Consider the following 18053-nt stretch of genomic DNA (forward strand, 5'->3'; position numbering starts at 1 on the left):
CTATAACAGACCCATTTACATATACAAGCTTTTTATCTTAAGTAATTTCTCAACTAAGTTCTATTGCCTACTCATTTGATCTTATCAATCAAATACTTCTAGGCTATTAGCTCAACACTTTTATAGATAATTCCTCTTATCAAATGGAGCGAAGGAAGCACCTAATGTGCTTCTTTAGCTCATAACCGTTTAAATCAATACTTAAAATTAAACCCGACAAAAGCCGTTCGGCCCATTAAAATGTAATCAATAGAACGTGCAACATCATCACGCTTGGTATTGGTTAAGTTTTTAATCCCCGCTTGCATAGTAAAACTTGGGTTAAATTGATACTGCCCACTTAGGCCTAAAACATGGTAATCATCTGATTTTTTACTCTTAGAAATGGCAGGTACATAGAGCATTTGGCTACCAATATATTGATAGTTCAGGTTCAATCCCAACGCATCATTCACACGCCAATCCAAAGCCATATTGCCTGTATGACGCGGGCTATAGTCGAGTTCTTTGTCTGTATCTTTATTTTTAGCATCTGAATAGGTGTAATTAAACTTCACACCTAAAGCATCATTCACATCATACTGGCTCTCAAATTCTACACCTTTGACTGATGCTGAATGCACATTGGTATAAGTCATGACTTTAGGACGGTATCCCGCTCTCCAACCATCGCTTACAATCATGTTTTTAATGTCATTATCGAAGTACATTAAACTTGCATAAAACTGGTCATTTTCATACACACCACCAAACTCATAACTTGTTGCCGTTTCTGGTTCCAAGTCCGGGTTCCCCACTACCTGACACATGCCACGGCAGGCCAATACTGAATATGTAGGATCGGATTGTGACAGACTCGGTGCTTTAAATGATTTACCAATTCCACCTTTTAAATTAAATTGATCCGTGACTTGATAAACGCTATAAAAGCGTGGGCTGAACTCACTGCCAAAACTATCATAGTCATCAAAGCGCCCAGCAAAGGTCAGAGCGAGTCGGTCAAGTTTCCATTCATCTTGTAAATAAAATGCTGTTTGATTTACCGATGCAGATCCATTCAAGTTTTGATTATGCTCTAACTCTGTTTTACGGAACTCGGCTCCGCCAGTCACTAAGTGTTGTTCTCCAATATGACCGCTCAATTGGGCATCAACCGTATGATTGGTCTGCTGAATATCTCCCGTCTTTTTATACAAATTGGTGATGATTTCTGAGTTATCCATCAAGTCCACGTTTTCATAGTAATAACGCAGTCTGCTGTTAATATCATTCCAATTTGCAGAATAAGTCAGCCCAACACTGGTACGGTCCATTTCTTGAATATTGGTCGGAAATGACAAACCATAGTTGTTCCATACCGCTTTACGGTCATCTGAACGATGGGTCAAGTCAATATCTAAAGTCTGGTTATCATTAATCAGCCAACTGACATTTGAAAGAATGCTAAAACCTTTACGTTTTTCAGCAGCATCTGTATTTTTATAGATGCTTTGTTCAGAACGCCAAGCCTGTTGATCTACCCCCTCAAGTACCAAATTTGCCAAGAGTTTGTTTTCTATCAGGCTGCCACCAATATAGGCACTTGCTTTATGAATTGCCCCATCATCCCCTTCAGTTGGTAGCTCATAACTATAGTTAAACGCGGTCTCTAATTGCTCACTTGGTTTCTTTAAAATAATGTTAACGACGCCGCCGAGGGCATCTGCACCATATATGGATGACATTGGACCACGCACCACTTCAATACGATCTACTGCAGCCAAAGGAATAGATGACAAATCAAAATCATTTGAATAATTAGAGGTTAATGCATCTCTAGAATTCACACGGCGTCCATTGACCAATATCAATGTGTAATCTGAGTCTAGACAACGAATTTTTATTTCTTTACGACCATACGCAGAGGACGTGTTAATATGGATACCCGCACTGTGTTGTAAAGCATCTGCTAAGTCATAAACAGGACGTTTTGCTAAATCTTCTTGCGTGATAACACTAATCGTTGCTGGTGCACTTTTTTGGTCATGCTCTGTTTGACTGGCTGTGACTGTAATTGTAGCTAACTTCTCTGCGATCACTTCATCTGCAAAAGCCGTAGTAGAAAGAATGCTCACCCCTAAAATACTTTGAATCGCAACACTCAAAACTTCCCGATTGAAAAAAATTTTATTTAACATGTTATTAAGCTCATAATTATAAGTGATAATCGTTCGCAATTATATTGATTGGTAAATATTTTGCAACATTTTTGTATAAAAAAACCGCCTTTTCAGGCGGTTATTTTTACTAAATAAAATTTAAAATTTTGCGCGGACTGTAAACGTTACGTTTCTTGGCTCACCCCAATATACGCCATTATAGAAGCCCACATTGAGATAGTATTTTTCATCAAACAAGTTATTAATATTTAAGCTTGCAGACAACTCATCACTAAACTTATAACTCGCAAAGGCATTTGCTAAATAATACGATTTTTGTACGACTGTTCCGCCATTATAAGCATTCTGTGGTGCGGTTCCCCAGTTTTGAAAAATTTCACTTTGCCAATTGACTCCGCCTCCAACAGTAAGTTTATTAGCCCCATTCCACCAATTTTCTGGCAATGTATAGCTGGTAAAAAACTTAACTTGGTTTTGTGGAATTGTGGTCGTTGAGTTTGATATTGCTGAACTCACACTATTCACATAGGTATAACCCGCACTTACATTCCAATTGTCTTGTAACTTACCAATAACTTCCGTTTCAAAACCATTTATTTTTAATCCTTTACCCGATGACATATAGGCTGTGTCTAAATCATCTATTTTCGGAACTTTGCCTTGGTCATATTCAACATCTGTAACGGCAAGATCTTTGACTGATGACCAAAATACTGCAGCGCTTGTTAATAATTGAGCATCAAAAAATTCAGCTTTAAGTCCAAGTTCTGTACTACTACCAATCTCTGGGTCCAAATAATTACCGTTTCTATCCCTTTTGCTTGAAGGTGTAAACATGTCGGTATAACTTGCATAAGCTGTGTAGCGATCATTGAAATCATAAAGTAACCCTACATAAGGAACAAACTGCTCAAAACTCCGAGGTTTTTCAGGTTTTTGGTTCATCAACCATGTCTTGGTTTTATAATCATAGGTATTAAAACGACCGCCTAGAATTAACTTGAGTGGATCGGCCAAATTTAAACGCAGGGTTGAATAATAACCAAATAGTTCAGTGGTGGTTTTACTCCCAGCCCCTGTTTTTACATAGGTCGGCTTTGGTAAATCTCCCGTCCAATCACGATAGTCTTGAATCACCGCTGGATAATCAATCTTTCGATCAACTTTTAGTGAGGTCGTCTCTGATTTAAAGCCACTGTAACCTACAATTAACTCATGTTCACGACCAAATAGCTGAAAAGGACCTGTTGCATATAAGTCTAAATTGAGTTTTTTACTCTCTGAGTAAGGTGCTACCTGTGTCCATATACTCAGACCTTTACCTGTTGAAGGATCTGGGAATCCACTTCCGCCGTAAGCAACTAACCAACTATTATCCGATGTACTATGTGCAGCAGCCGCTTTTACCATCCAACCGTTGTCAAATTGATGCTGAATATCTGCAAAAATAGTTTCATCTTTATGCTTAATTGCACTCCAGTCTGTTGTTAAACTAAAGTTTCGTGGCAAGTGAGCAAGACTACCATCCGCATTAAAGTAAGGAACGGTTCCCCACGTCGATCCCTTAGGGTCATTGTCCTGATACTGAAATCCAAGCGACGCGGTTGTATTATCGGTTAAATCTGCTTCTACAATGGCCATGGCCGCAGTTGACTTTAGCTCATAGAAATCCATATAGGATTCTTTATCCGTATATGCAGCCATTACCCTACTACGTACACTGCCATCTTGAGTCAAGGGAATCGAGACATCAGCTGTTACACGAGTATTATTCCAGCTTCCATAAGTTGAACTTACACTCCCGGAAAAGTCTTTATCTGGGCGTTTACGTACCATATTGATCGTCGCTGACGGATTCCCTGTTGAACCCGTTAAGCCACTCGCCCCTTTAATTACCTCAACACGATCAAAGAAAAAACTGTCTGCCCTTGGGCTATTATCGCCCACTGGCATGCCATCAATTTGTCGGTTGGTAATAGAAAAACCACGAGCATAATAACTTGAACGCTCACTATCTTGTTTGCTAACAGTGACACCTGGTGTCACAGCCAATACATCATCAATGCTCACAAGATTACGTTGCTCAATCTGTTCCTGCGTGACAACACTCACAGACTGCGGTGTTTCTTTTAAACTTAGATTTAACTTCGATGAAGATTTTGATTTATTTGCTTTAAAACTGCCTGTTCCTTCAGTTTGATCACTGATTGTTGCCTTGGAACTAATCGTCGCGAGTGTTGCTGTATCTGTGACTTGATCCTGCTCAATTGCCCAAGCAAAATGCATTACTCCTCCATAAATTAAGATGGATTGAACAGCAAAGCTAAGGGTCTTTATTCGAAATTGTGAATTCATAATGTAGATTGAGTTAACTTTTGTGAGAATAATAATTATTATCATTATAATTTGTGATGTAAACTGCTAATGCCACCTCACATGATTGATAAAAAAAATGATACTTTTTTTGATGTCATAAAAATACCGCCTACAAGGACGGTTTATCTATATATTTCAATCAACTATATGAAAAAAAATAAAGTGAAAATGTATACCATAATGCGGATATAAATTATAGATTTCTCATAATTACAAAATAAAATATGGTATTGGTACTATTTTTTTACGTTGATATCTATCTAAATAGCAATTCTAAAGTTCAACTTCCCTTTAAAATATACATATTAGACAATCAAATAAAAAACACATTATCTATATAAATAAGCTAATGAGTACTTCAATCATGATAATTACTCAACACACCGTCTATTATTAAGAAATACCTAAACAACAAGAAAAGGCTCATGTAGAAAACATAAAAGAAGTTTCATTTATGAATAAATCGTTTGATTGCATGTACAATAAAACCAAGTTTAAACATTTTCTGTCTGTCCCACCTGATGATAAGCACGATTAAAATAAACCAAGCTTTGATCCTGTTGGCTTTGCTGAATAGCGACAATACGACACATAAACACCGTATGCGTCCCAACTTCTTGAATGTCATCAATCTCACAATCAAAATTAACCAATGCATCCTTTAAAACAGGTGCCCCTGTTTCTAGCTCCGTCCAAATACCATGTTTAAAACGCTCTTCAGAAGTCATTTTGGATGCAAAGACGTTAGAAATATGCTGATGCTGTGCGCCTAAAACATTCACGGTTAAAATTTTATTATCTACAAAATGTACATGTGAACGAGAAGCTTTGTTCATACAAACCAATAATGTTGGTGGTGTATCAGTGACACTACACACAGCTGATGCGGTAAATCCATGACGATCAGACATACCCGCCGTGGTCACGACACTCACTGCACTGGTCAATAAAGACATCGCATTTCTAAAGTCTGTTGCTTCGATCATCATTTTACTCCTACACTGAACCGTACATTTTGTTTAGATTTGGTGATACCGTACTTCAATCAGATCGGCTATATCTAAAACTGTGACATAATGAAAATGAGGACTACCCGTTTGATCAACAAGGCAAAAACCTATCCGACAAATCAAAGTAGCCCTTTTTATCACTCGGCCACTAATACTAAGCCGATAACTCTTTACGGATGATTTCCGCACCTGCACTTAACGCATTCAGCTTGCCTCTCGCCACTTCACGAGCCAAAGGTGCCATACCACAGTTAGTCGAAGGATAAAGTTTATCCGCATCGACAAATTGAAGTGCTTTGCGTAGCGTATTTGCCACTTCTTCTGGTGTTTCAATCGTATTGGTTGCCACATCAATCGCACCAACCATGACTTTTTTACCACGAATCAGTTCAATCAAGTCCATCGGCACACGCGAGTTTTGGCATTCAAGTGAGATAATATCAAGCTTAGATTTTTGAAGTTTAGGGAATGATTCTTCGTATTGACGCCATTCATTGCCTAAAGTTTGCTTCCAATCAGTATTGGCTTTAATACCATAACCGTAGCAAATGTGTACCGCAGTTTCACATTTCAAACCTTCAAGCGCACGTTCTAAAGTTGCAATACCCCAGTCATTCACTTCATCAAAGAATACATTAAATGCGGGTTCATCAAACTGGATAATGTCAACGCCTGCTGCTTCTAACTCTAGTGCTTCTTGATTCAGAATCTTGGCAAATTCCCAAGCCAATTTTTCACGGCTCTTATAATGACCATCATACAACGTGTCAATCATGGTCATTGGGCCAGGCAACGCCCACTTGATTGGTTGTGTGGTTTGGCTACGTAAAAACTTGGCATCATTAACAAATACAGGTTGCTTACGAGATACTTCACCCACAACAGATGGCACACTGGCATCGTAACGATTACGAATTCGCATTGTTTCACGTTTTTCGAAATCGACACCTTCAAGATGTTCAATAAAAGTGGTCACAAAGTGCTGACGCGTTTGCTCACCATCAGAAACAATATCAATACCTGCTTGCAACTGTTCATGTAACGATAAGCTTAAAGCATCGCGCTTGGCTTGAAGCAGTTCTTCACCTTCAAGTTTCCATGCGGACCACAGTTTCTCAGGCTCAGCAAGCCAAGAAGGTTTCGGTAAGCTGCCAGCGGTTGATGTTGGTAATAAAATTGCCATTCTAAATCTTCTATCTCTATTTCAGGTAAATTAAGCAGCGCTACTGTCTACAGTGTAATTCGAAGCCCATTGCTCAAGGATGTTTTGATAAGGCTTGATAAAGTTTTCTTCCGTCCATTTACCTTGTTTTACCGCTAACTGACCACGTTCAACACGATCATAGACAATTCGTGTTAAGGAATAATCTGGGTATTCTAAACTTGCTTGATAGACCTGTGCTGCTGATGAATTTGCATTGTAAATTTCAGGACGATAAATCTTTTGGAACGTTTCCATCGTACTAATCGCACTGATCAGCTCAAAATCGGTGTAATCACGTAATAAATCACCCGCAAAATAGAATGCTAAAGGTGCAACGCTACCTTTCGGCATAAAGAAGCGAACCTGTAAGCCCATTTTATGGAAATACTCATCGGTACGAGAGTATTGGTCCTGTTTATATTCAACACCCAAAATAGGATGCTCATTGGTTGTACGCTGATAAGTTCTTGCTGTTGAAACACTCAAGCAAATCACAGGCTGTTGATTGAACGCTGCTTTAAAAGTATCTGAGTTGACGAGGTACTGATAAAGCTTGCCATGTAAATCACCAAAATTTTCAGGTGCGTACGAAGTTGAGTTTTCTTTATTATGTTCTTTAAGCACTACACTGAAATCATAGTCACGTACATAAGATGAGAAGCTATTACCAATCATGCCCTCAATACGTTGATTGGTGTGATGATCCGTAATTGTGCTTTTCAACATTTCAATAATCGGGAAAGCTTTACCATTACCTTCAATATCTAAATCGGCAGAAATGATATCAATTTCAAGTGAATAGCGATCACCATTTGGGTTGTCTGTTTGTGCTAAAGCATTGAAACGATTATTAATCATACGAAGTGTATTGCGTAGGTTCTGCTCACGGCTTTCACCACGCGCTAAGTTAGCAAAGTTAGTTGTTAGACGTGTGCTATCTGCTGGTTGATAGTTTTCATCAAAACGAATGCGTTTAATTGAACATGCAAACTCTGTACTCATGGCGACCTTTACCCTATTTTTGCAATAAAACCTGAATTTCTTTCATGCTCTTTTCAAACAGTCCAATTTTCTTTTGGTACACTTCTCGTTAACCACTATCCAGTGTTATCTATAGTCTGGCTAATAATTAACGATGAAGAATGTCTATCATTAAGAGCTTGGTGTAATTTATACCCGAAACTTCACATGAATAAAAATGATTTAATCTCACCCATAAGTGAGAAAAATTCATTTTAATAAATTTTATTACATCAAGAAAAAATTCCACCACCAATTCTGGTGCCATTTGTACTGATGAACTTCGTTATTTTTTGCGATAAAAGTCATCTGAATGCACACGGTATGCAAGAATTTATCTTTCAAGAAACTGATAAATAAAAGAATATAATCATAATCCAACTACTTAGATGAGCGTAACCATGGAGTTACCGTTAAGCCTGTCAAAACACCCTCAGGACTTAAAAAGCGAGTGACAGATTGTCCCCAAGGTTCTATACGATTATTGACAAGTAATTGGTAACCTTTAGAAACCATATAAGCTGAAGCTGTAACAATATCTTCTACCTCAAATTCAATCCAACTTTGAGGAATATTGAATTCTTCTGGCCACTCCTTTAGCCCAAAGCATGAATTCGCAGCTTGAGTCAAAGGCCAAAGTGCAAAATGTTTTACACCACCCAACTCACCATCATTCGTACTCATATAAGATTCATTTCCCTCCATCGCTTTAACTGGAAGATTAAGAATGTCGAGGTAGAAAGATTTACTTGCGTGATCTTCTTTGGTAATTGGTCCAAATCCAGCAACAAAAAGTATATGTACAGGATGCATTTCAATATCTCATTTTTTTTAAGTGATCTATTCTTTTATACTTAGAATTGTTTACTTTTCAAGCATAAAATTAAAAATGTGAGTTCGGTTAAATCCCCCCTATGTTGTTAGGCTCTACCATTTGCTGGGATCGTATTCAGGACAATATTTATGGTTAATGAATAAGTTACTCATCTACTCCCCTATAACATTCTTATTCTCAAGTTGTAGCTAAAGATAGCATACACTTATAGAAATGTCTTTTTTTAAACATCAAAAGATGTTATAAAAAAGACATTCGCTACTTTAGGATAATTTTTAAGATGAATTTAAATCTCCTTGATGAAGAATCAATCCAACCTTCTGAACCCACGCCATGTGATTTTTTCAACGGTGAAGATGCAGTCAAGAAAGCTAAACAATTAGGATTACCTGATCTCGAGTTAGTCAGAGACGCAATTATGATCGGTGATGCTGACTATAGAACAAATACTCACTATAACCGTGCACGCTTTATTGCACGATGGGGAAAAATTGGGGAACAAATTGCCTTACTGCTTCGACAATCTGATCCTGCTTGGGTATTTCACAATGACAGCCAACCAAGAATTGAAAATACTGCAAAGAAAATACAAATTATCTTTATGAGCGGGAATATCGCATTGGGGCTAGCCGACCAAGTTGTATCCGCACACTGTGAAAAAGGATTAATGACCTTAAATAATATTAAGGAGAATCAATCTGCTTATGATGATGAGACAAAATTACGGACATGGATTTTATACTTCCCTTCTGCTTCCCATCCAGCTTACAAGAATGTTGATATCCCAACAATTCCTTTTGAATTTGCATATCCAACTAGCTTTGTACAGAACTCAAAAGCTGAAAAAATCTCCATTTTACCTAGCAACCATACTTGCAGAATTGTATTTGAGATAGATAATACACTTCCTGTAAAAACTGATCCTAAGCCAATATTAGAACCATCTGATGAAATTAAACCTGATGATTTTGATATTCAGCTTGTAGTTTAATCTGAGGTTAATGTGTTTAATAAAGATCGTTTACGTATTGCTAAAGAGTTACGTGGCCTTAGCAATACCGATTTCGCAGACAAATTAAGTTGCTCTATCTCTAAGGTAAAGCAACTTTTGGACGTGGAAAAAGAAATCAATGAAAATGATCAAGATGAAATATGTCGTGCATTAAACTTACCTAAGTCTTTCTTCATTGGTAATGACACACAACCACATGAAACAGACCAAATCTTTTATCGTTCTGTTGCCCGTATTAAAGCGCAGCATAGAAAAGCTAATGAGGCATATACTCTTTTAGCAATCAACATTAACAAATACTTGAATCAAAAAGTAAAGTTACCTACTTTTCAACGTCCTGATTTGGATATCACTGAATTTTTGGGTGAATCTAAATATGCTGATCATCTAGCGTCAGAGTTGAGAGGTTTATGGGCTTTAGGTAATCAACCTATTAACAATATTGTTTCATTATGTGAGCTAAAAGGAATCCGTGTCTTTAGATTACCGACTGAAATTCGTGAAATTGATGCGCTATCTTTTTTTGATGATGAAAGTGGTAGCCCTTTCATATTTCTAAATACATTTAAGTCTGCCGAAAGAGCCCGCTTCGATTGTGCACACGAACTTGGCCATATCGTTATGCATACGCATAACAAAAAAATTCGTGTTGAGAAAGATAATCGTGTTCTCGAAACTGAAGCAGATCAATTTTCATCTGAATTTTTAATGCCAACAGATGCATTCCTTTCCACTGCTCCACGCTATTTCTCATTAGAAAATATGATTAAGTATAAAAAGATTTGGCGTACATCTTTGAAGGCCATTAACTATAAAGCTCACAAGCTGGGGTTAGTTAGTGATTGGGTTAACCGTAGTAACTCTATAAAGATCAATTCATTGGGTTATAACATTAACGAGCCCGAAGAAACTCATCGTGATGAAAGCTTAATGCTACCTAAAATTATCTCTGTATTAGCGTCCCAGCCTTCATTTGATAAAAATCAGATGCTTGATGAAATTGGAATATCTGAAGATGATTTTAATCAATTAACATTTGATGCCTTAGCTAAAGTTGAATCTCCGAAGAAAAAACACAGGTTATATCTTGTTGATTAATCTAAATTCTATATAAATAAAGCGCCACACGGCGCTCTACTTATGCAAAATCCTGAACCAATTTTTTTATGACTGGTCGCTGACGCTGACTTGCGTTCCATAAGTCATGCTGCATTTGTAAATTCAACCAAAACTCTGGTGACGTTTCTAAAGCCTCGCTTAAACGAATCGCCATATCTGCTGAAATACCTGTATGACCATTCAAAATACGAGATAGATTTGCTCGAGTAACACCTAGCGCTTGAGCAGCTTCAGTCACGGGGGTTTCACCTATATATTCCCGCAACATTTCGCCAGGATGTGGTGCATTAAACATCATATTCATAGTTCGTACTCCTACACCTTAGTGATAGTCCAGATAATCCACGATGTAGACATCGCCATCTTCAAATTTAAAAATTACTCGCCAATTACCGTTTACAGTGAGTGACCATTGATCTTGTAGGTTTCCACTGAGCTTATGCAATCGCCAATTGGGTGGAGTCCTTAAATCATTCACTGTAGATGCAGCATGTAATGCCGCAAGAATCAAACGTAATTTAGAAGAATGCGTTGCTTGGATACCTGCTGTTGTACCTGTTTGGAAAAAAGCCTGAAGACCTTTATGTTTAAAACTCTTAATCAAGCTTTAGCATCCATTCGTATAGCGTATATATACAATATACACCACTATGAAAAATATGTGTAGAGAGAAACCCCATATAAAAATAAAGCGCCTCATGGCGCTCAATTTCTTAATAATTAATTGTGTAACTTAATGCGAAAGTTCTCCCTTCAGCAGGAATCGCTAACAACGTATTCGCATTGGTCACTGCTGCCTGTTGAGCAAATACCGTTTTATATTGTTTGCCCCATACATTGTACACACCAAAGTCCACTCGACCTTTTGCTAACGGGAAATGTGCTAATACGTCCATCGTGGTATAGCCTTTAATCTCAGCCGCACTATTGGCATCAGTAATTCCAGCAGCTTTTAGAGCAAGGTCATCTTTATAGGCTTTATCAGTTCCTTTAATTGCCAACATTTGGGTACGTACACCATAACCTTCAGCAGTATTCCATTCCGCGAATAATGTACCTTTCATCGGTGAAACAGCAAAGGCATTTAACTCATGCCAATTATTGGCAGCGTCCTTATACTGGCCTCGCGTATAACCTAATGTACCGCCCACTTTGTAGTTCTCCATAAATGGATAACTTACTGTTGCTTCAGCACCATAAACTCGCTGATCTGTATCAACAACATTTACAGAGCGATCTGAGTTAAATTGAACGACTTTATCAGAGGTATTATAGAAACCTGTTAAACCCAAATTTAAACCTGTGTCTTGGTTTAAACGCCAGCCTAGTTCATAGCTATTCACCGTGATCGGAGCGATACCAGACGTGGTTAAGGTATATGCGGCAACATCACGTAACACACGTTGTACATCTGGGTAGCTATAACCTTGTGAGAAGTTGGCATAAATTTGCTGCGCATCCGTCAATTTATAGACCGCACCTAAATTAAATAGGAATTTATCAGAGTCTGTCGAATCAGCAGCCATTAAAGTATATGGTGTACGTGCAGTTAAATAACTATCTGTATCAGCCTGAACATATTGGTAACGTACCCCAGCTTGAATATTCAGCTGATCTGTTAATGCATAGTCCCCTTGTATAAAGGTACCAATATTCTGAATTTCAGTATCTGGTCCTGAGCCTTGTTTTTCGCCTGTTGGGGTATAGACTAAGCCATTATTGCTTGGCGTGTAGTAGTCCGCCCACTGATGGTCTTTTTCCCAGTCATAATCCAGACCATAAGTAAGTTTTAGATCTCGATCTACCACTTTCATATCTGACTGTAAGGTTGTACGAATACCCGCATAGTCCACATTCGACTGGCTTTGCTTAACATTCGTACCATCTTTTGAATAACCATAAGGTACAAAGCGTGACTTCTCATTACGATAGTATGCTTCGACATTCAAAACCTGTCCTAAGAAATCCTGATTTTGGTACTGAGTATTAAAAGCATAGCGTTCTGTAAAAGGCTGATTATCTAAACTCCAACCTTTGATCGCTTTATAAGATGGGGATGTTTTGGTCAGTAAATACGAATAATCTGGTCCATATTCTGTATCTTGCTCATCTTTATAATACTGAGCACCAAAACTTAAACTCTGATTATCAGTTAAATTAAAGTTTAAACGACCATTCACATCAATGGTGTCAGTATCCATCGTACTGCCTTGCCAAGGGCTTAATGAAATACGATCCCCATTACCATCAAATTGAGATCCACGATTGGTATAATCTATCCCAAGAAAACCATCGACTTTGTCATTTGCAAATGAAGCCGTTTGCCCAACTTGATAAGCGAGGCTGTCACCACGGAAATTATCGGCTGATGTCACGCCTAGTTTGGTCTGAAAGCTAACAGGCTCAGACTTGTCAGCACGTTTGGTAATAATATTGATAATCCCGCCTGTTGCACCAGAACCATAGATACTAGTTGCACCTGAAACCACCTCAATATGATCAATCATATTCGGGCTAATGCTATTCAGCTGACGTGCAACATCACGAGAACCTGTTTGTGATACGCCATCAATCATCACCAGTACATTACGACCACGCATAGTTTGGCCATAATTACTACTGGTTCCACTGCTTGGTGCTAAAGATGGTACAAGTTGAGCCAAAATATCGGCAACTTTACGCCCTGGTCCTGCCTGTTGAGAAATTTCGTCAGCTGAAATGGTTTGCACAGTTCCAGCAATTTCAGAAATGCTTTTTGGAGTACGTGTTGCTGTCATCACAATCGTTGGAAGTTGAGCTTCAGCATTTTGTGTTGTAGTACTATTTGTTACTGTGTCTTCAGCATAAAGTTGGGTACAAATAGCTACCGTAAGCAGGCAAAGACTAAAGTGTGACAAGCGCATTCTAATTTCTCAATGGTAAGCATTAATATTGATGCAAATAGTAATCATTAATATTATTAATGTAAAAACTTTTATTTGGATTTACTTTATTTCTACGATTTATATCGAAATGAGGCTTCTACCAAATTGTTCTACCTAAGGCTATCTCTAGACTACCCACCACTCAACCTTTTCATTGCTTCAATGCTCGTCTTAAATCCAACTGATTTATCAATGCTGTGAGTTGCTTGCTCGATAATCCAATCTCCTGTGATCCCCTCCCGAAACCCCACAAGAGTAAGTGGCTTCTCGGCCGTAATTTCTGGATTATCTGGTAAATTCAAACTTAACCGTTCTTCACCACGGCGTGATTGATCTAATGATGCTTGAGCTGCTGATTGTGCGCTTTTAGCATCCTGATAAATATGCCTGAGTCTTTTGACTGGCTCTCCATCACCAACTTTCACCTCATGCTTTTTGGCGCCCTTTTTATCATGCCAATATGCGATTGCAGTCCCGACACTATCACTTGTGCCGATCTGGTGGTAATGGAACGCTCAAGCATTAACATCAAAGACAACACCATGACCATACTTCAGCATAAATCGCTGAATTACGACAAACCTGTGTTTATTGAAGTGGATATGCATCCTGAGCTACGCGAAGTCGTATTGCAGTGTATAGAGCATTCTATGCGACTACGCTGCCCTTACCTGATTGCAACGCGACCAGACCACATTAACGAGCAAATCCGTAATGCAAAACTACATCCTTTTGCTGTGACAGAGGATCACATTACCAAGCAGTTTAAAAAGTATCGGGACCTGTCTGGTGCGTATGATCACTTAGAGCTAAACCAACGACCATCGCTACATGACTTACGTGCCTTAGGCATTTATAACATCACGCAGAAGTATGGAAAGAAGTACGCACAGGCGCTGGCTGGTCACGCAACTGTGAAGATGACGGATCACTATTTAGAGGGTCACGAAGCGCCTAAACCTGAGCGGATTAGCTATCGTTAGTCTTGCCAATAAAGCTGATGCTTCCATTTCATGGATCATCAGCTTTTGATTTCATATAATCGCCAGTTTGTTAAATAGAGTTCACTTATCTTTTAATAACATCATTAGGAGTTAGATAAATTTCTGATTCTTCACCTTGTACAGTAGCTTTTAACTTTTTTGATATATTAATCATTTTATCAATAGCTTCAGGTGTCGGGTTTTTCGTTAGTAAGTCACACGAGTTACGGTCATACCATAGAGAAAACTCTTGTTCATCAATGGATATAAGAAAGTCCTCTTCTGAATTTTGAAGATCTACCGTTATTGTTGGGTCTGTTTCTAAATATGAATTCCATTCTTGTTTAGTAATACATTCACCATCATTAAGATAAAATTCTTTTTTTGTTATATACACATTATAGCCAGCATAGGTAATTGGACTAATAATTAAAAGGATAGGAATAATAAGTCTGAACATTGAGTTAGTGATCTCTAAAGGAATTAACATTTAATTTTGCTAAAATTAACATAATACACGTTATACGTAATTCATTTTTTATTTCATATAATTCAATGTATTAATTGACTTGATGAACCCCAACCCAGATGTATTAGGATTTTTAATAGTTTATTATGTTCCACGATTACTTATTAAACAATGTTCCACGGTTTTGTATAGTCTCATTTAAGACTGAAACAGAAAAAATGTCCAGATGAAATAAGAATAGATGTCCAAGTAGTTATTGATTTAGCTACCATTAATCATCGTTTTTAAGTTTAAATGAACGAGTTTTCCACATTGGGGAATTACGCCATTCCCCGAAAACAAAAAGCCCACTTTTTGAGTGGGCTTTAATCTGTTAAAATATCAACGAATTTTGGTAGGTATATCCAGACTCGAACTGGAGACCTCTACGATGTCAATGGGTGGTCACATATGAAAAATCAACAATTTAGGTACTATTGGCGCCCATGTTTCGCCCATTTTTTTTGTTACAATTTAGTTTACCATTTACACAAAAATATCGATGTTTACTATCTATTGGTTCACTACTCGGCTTTGTTGTATAAAGCTATTCTTAAAGACTTCTTCAGTAATATAATTTCTAAATGAAGAAGCCTGCATCTAAAATCTATCGTACAACGAATTGGTCCTCTTATAACCAAACTCTAATCAAGCGAGGAAATATTTCAATTTGGTTCGATCCTCAGACTAAATGGCATGCTCAGCCATAAGCTAAGCATGGAAGAAATCAAACCTATTCTGATAGAGCAATTCAGTACTGTTTGATGATCAAATCTATCTTTCGACTTTCTTTGCGTATAGTCACAGGTTTTGTGCAAAGTCTAATTGAACTCAGTGGTTAAGTTGGACAACACCAGATTATTCCACACTTTGATGACAAAAGCAGATGAATACCATCTAAAACAACGCAATAAAATAGAAACTTTGTTCAGTTTTCTTAAAGGGGCTTACAATCTAGTGACGACTAGAGCGAGAAGTGTTGCAGGCTATTCAGCTGGTATTTATGTATCTCTGTTTGCTTATGAAATATGTCATTAAAACAAGCCGATGCTTCGTATTATGGAAATATCAGCTTAAGTAGAATTAGGGTTAATATAATCAAATTATCTCTATGCAACTAAAAAGTAAATCAAATTCTTAAATAGTGATTATCCTAAATAAAATATTTATTAAATTTAAGTAAAATAAACAAAAACACTTTAATTATTATGGTATTTACTTTCATTAGAAAAAATTACACAAAATAAATATAAATCAATATTTTACATATTCCATGTAATTTCCCAATATTGAAATGCACTATACTAGTGCAATATTATCTTATTTATGATTCATTATGGTGCAATAAATATTTATTAACTGGCTCTGCTTTGGTGCATTAATAATTAATTGTTTAGCATGTCTTTAATATATGGATTCCATATTAACATTTCGAAATCTTATGACCTGATTGTTGTTTTTTTCTATAAACTGCCTGCTCTTCTCAAACAGAGTGGTTTCATGCTTCAAATGTTGCATGGTTGCGTAATTTAAAATTTGATCTAAAAAGGTATATAGATAATGGAATTCAGTACCCTTGAACCAGAAGTTATAAAAAAGAAACAGAAGTTTCATCAAATATTATATGTCCAGGTAATATTTGCAATTATCTTAGGTATATTATTAGGTCATTTTTACCCTGAGTTTGGTGAAAGCCTAAAACCCCTAGGCGATGCATTTATTAAAATTGTTAAAATGATTATTGCTCCAGTAATTTTTTTAACAGTTGTTACGGGTATTGCTGGCATGACTAATATGAGTCGTGTTGGTCGTGTGACTGGTAAAGCGATGTTGTACTTTTTTACCTTCTCATCATTAGCTCTTATTGTAGGAATGGTAGTGGCGAATATTATTCAACCCGGTAAAGGTTTGAATATTGATCCAACTACATTAGCAAATGATAAAGTAGCTGATTATGTAGAAAAAGCACATGATGCGACTTTAGTCGACTTTTTCATGAATATTATTCCTAAGACACTAATAAGCCCTTTAGCTGAAGGAAGCATTCTACAAGTCTTATTTGTCGCAGTTCTATTCGGTATTGCTTTAGCTGCAATTGGTGACCGTGGTCGCCCAATTGTTGATATTCTAAATAATTTGACAGCTCCTGTATTTTATTTAGTCGGGATGTTAATGAAGTTAGCTCCAATTGGTGCTTTTGGTGCAATGGCATTTACAATTGGCGCATATGGTATTGAAGCTATAGGTAATTTGCTATTACTGATAATGACTTTCTATATAACATCGTTGTTGTTTATACTTATTATTTTAGGTGCAGTAGCTCGCTACAATGGATTTTCAATTTTAGCTCTCATTCGATATATTAAAGATGAATTATGGCTTGTATTAGGTACAAGTTCATCAGAAGCGGCCCTACCCACTTTAATGCAAAAAATGGAAAAAGCTGGTTGTGAAAAGTCTGTAGTGGGTCTAGTAATCCCGACAGGATATTCATTTAATCTTGATGGTACTAATATTTATATGACCATGGCAGCGTTATTTATTGCTCAAGCATGTAATGTAGACTTATCAATTGGTGAACAAATAGCTCTTTTACTGGTAGCAATGGTTAGCTCTAAAGGGGCAGCTGGAGTAACTGGTGCAGGATTTATTACCCTAGCGGCTACATTGTCTGTTGTACCAGCAGTACCTGTTGCAGGAATGGCATTAATTTTAGGTATTGATCGCTTTATGTCAGAATGCCGTGCATTAACCAATCTAGTAGGAAATGCTTGCGCAACAATCGTTGTTGCTCGTTGGGATAATGCTTTGGAGAAAGATGTACTAGATGAAGTTTTAAATAAACCAAAATCATCTTAATCTCTAGTTTATTCAAACCCTTGAATAAATATATATTCAAGGGT

The 18053-nt window shown here is 37.3% G+C and carries 15 protein-coding genes and 2 pseudogenes; 6 read left to right on the forward strand and 11 right to left on the reverse strand.

All coding sequences use genetic code 11. The features are described from left to right. Positions 1-194 precede the first annotated feature (194 nt). The 6 genes from B9T36_RS10350 to B9T36_RS10375 all read right to left on the reverse strand — a co-directional run bounded on the left by B9T36_RS10350 (position 195) and on the right by B9T36_RS10375 (position 8582). The gene (locus B9T36_RS10350) at positions 195-2177 is read right to left on the reverse strand and encodes a TonB-dependent receptor domain-containing protein (protein ID WP_086209409.1); all 1983 of its coding nucleotides are present in this window, start codon (positions 2175-2177) and stop codon (positions 195-197) included. A 120-nt stretch (positions 2178-2297) separates the two neighbouring features. Next, the gene (locus B9T36_RS10355; protein WP_086209410.1) at positions 2298-4514 is read right to left on the reverse strand and encodes a TonB-dependent siderophore receptor; all 2217 of its coding nucleotides are present in this window, start codon (positions 4512-4514) and stop codon (positions 2298-2300) included. A 515-nt stretch (positions 4515-5029) separates the two neighbouring features. After that, complete coding sequence (locus tag B9T36_RS10360) at positions 5030-5521, reverse strand: flavin reductase (RefSeq protein WP_086209411.1); 492 nt, start codon at positions 5519-5521, stop codon at positions 5030-5032. A 178-nt stretch (positions 5522-5699) separates the two neighbouring features. Next, complete coding sequence (locus B9T36_RS10365; RefSeq protein WP_086209412.1) at positions 5700-6728, reverse strand: methionine synthase; 1029 nt, start codon at positions 6726-6728, stop codon at positions 5700-5702. A gap of 30 nt (positions 6729-6758) precedes the next feature. Beyond that, positions 6759-7751, reverse strand: coding sequence for a DUF1852 domain-containing protein (locus tag B9T36_RS10370; protein ID WP_086209413.1), 993 nt, complete (start codon positions 7749-7751; stop codon positions 6759-6761). Positions 7752-8150: 399 nt separating this feature from the next. Beyond that, positions 8151-8582, reverse strand: coding sequence for a glyoxalase (locus B9T36_RS10375; protein ID WP_086209414.1), 432 nt, complete (start codon positions 8580-8582; stop codon positions 8151-8153). A gap of 302 nt (positions 8583-8884) precedes the next feature. Between B9T36_RS10375 and B9T36_RS10380 the strand changes: the two genes are divergently transcribed. After that, positions 8885-9595, forward strand: coding sequence for a hypothetical protein (locus tag B9T36_RS10380; RefSeq protein ID WP_086209415.1), 711 nt, complete (start codon positions 8885-8887; stop codon positions 9593-9595). Positions 9596-9607: 12 nt separating this feature from the next. Next, the gene (locus B9T36_RS10385; protein ID WP_086209416.1) at positions 9608-10714 is read left to right on the forward strand and encodes an ImmA/IrrE family metallo-endopeptidase; all 1107 of its coding nucleotides are present in this window, start codon (positions 9608-9610) and stop codon (positions 10712-10714) included. Between the two features lie 40 nt (positions 10715-10754). Here the strand turns inward: B9T36_RS10385 and B9T36_RS10390 are convergent, their stop codons facing one another. The 4 genes from B9T36_RS10390 to B9T36_RS10405 all read right to left on the reverse strand — a co-directional run bounded on the left by B9T36_RS10390 (position 10755) and on the right by B9T36_RS10405 (position 14084). Then, positions 10755-11039: a HigA family addiction module antitoxin gene (locus B9T36_RS10390; RefSeq protein WP_086209417.1), complete on the reverse strand. Its 285-nt coding sequence runs from the start codon at positions 11037-11039 to the stop codon at positions 10755-10757. 18 nt (positions 11040-11057) lie between these two features. Beyond that, entirely contained in the window at positions 11058-11339 is a 282-nt protein-coding gene (locus B9T36_RS10395) for a type II toxin-antitoxin system RelE/ParE family toxin (protein ID WP_086209418.1), read from the reverse strand. 109 nt (positions 11340-11448) lie between these two features. Next, positions 11449-13638 (reverse strand): TonB-dependent receptor, encoded by a 2190-nt coding sequence (locus B9T36_RS10400; RefSeq protein WP_086209419.1) that lies wholly within the window; start codon positions 13636-13638, stop codon positions 11449-11451. A gap of 152 nt (positions 13639-13790) precedes the next feature. Continuing rightward, positions 13791-14084 carry a hypothetical protein gene (locus tag B9T36_RS10405; RefSeq protein WP_086209420.1) on the reverse strand — a complete coding sequence of 98 codons (294 nt, stop codon included), beginning with the start codon at positions 14082-14084 and terminating at the stop codon, positions 13791-13793. Between the two features lie 27 nt (positions 14085-14111). Between B9T36_RS10405 and B9T36_RS10410 the strand changes: the two genes are divergently transcribed. After that, positions 14112-14642, forward strand: a complete 531-nt coding sequence (locus tag B9T36_RS10410; RefSeq protein WP_228146995.1) for a hypothetical protein — start codon at positions 14112-14114, stop codon at positions 14640-14642. An 85-nt stretch (positions 14643-14727) separates the two neighbouring features. On the opposite strand, the gene B9T36_RS10415 is transcribed toward B9T36_RS10410, so the two are convergent. After that, on the reverse strand, positions 14728-15132 hold the full coding sequence (locus tag B9T36_RS10415; protein WP_228146996.1) for a hypothetical protein: 405 nt from the start codon (positions 15130-15132) through the stop codon (positions 14728-14730). 602 nt (positions 15133-15734) lie between these two features. Here B9T36_RS10415 and B9T36_RS10420 point away from each other — a divergent pair. The 3 genes and pseudogenes from B9T36_RS10420 to B9T36_RS10430 all read left to right on the forward strand — a co-directional run. Then, positions 15735-16021: pseudogene (locus B9T36_RS10420) on the forward strand (transposase); the annotation flags it as partial. An 11-nt stretch (positions 16022-16032) separates the two neighbouring features. Continuing rightward, a pseudogene (locus tag B9T36_RS19255) lies at positions 16033-16188 on the forward strand (IS982 family transposase); the annotation flags it as partial. 522 nt (positions 16189-16710) lie between these two features. After that, complete coding sequence (locus tag B9T36_RS10430; protein WP_086209421.1) at positions 16711-18009, forward strand: dicarboxylate/amino acid:cation symporter; 1299 nt, start codon at positions 16711-16713, stop codon at positions 18007-18009. Positions 18010-18053: the final 44 nt, after the last annotated feature.

Source organism: Acinetobacter sp. ANC 4204 (genome assembly GCF_002135205.1).
Classification (GTDB): domain Bacteria; phylum Pseudomonadota; class Gammaproteobacteria; order Pseudomonadales; family Moraxellaceae; genus Acinetobacter.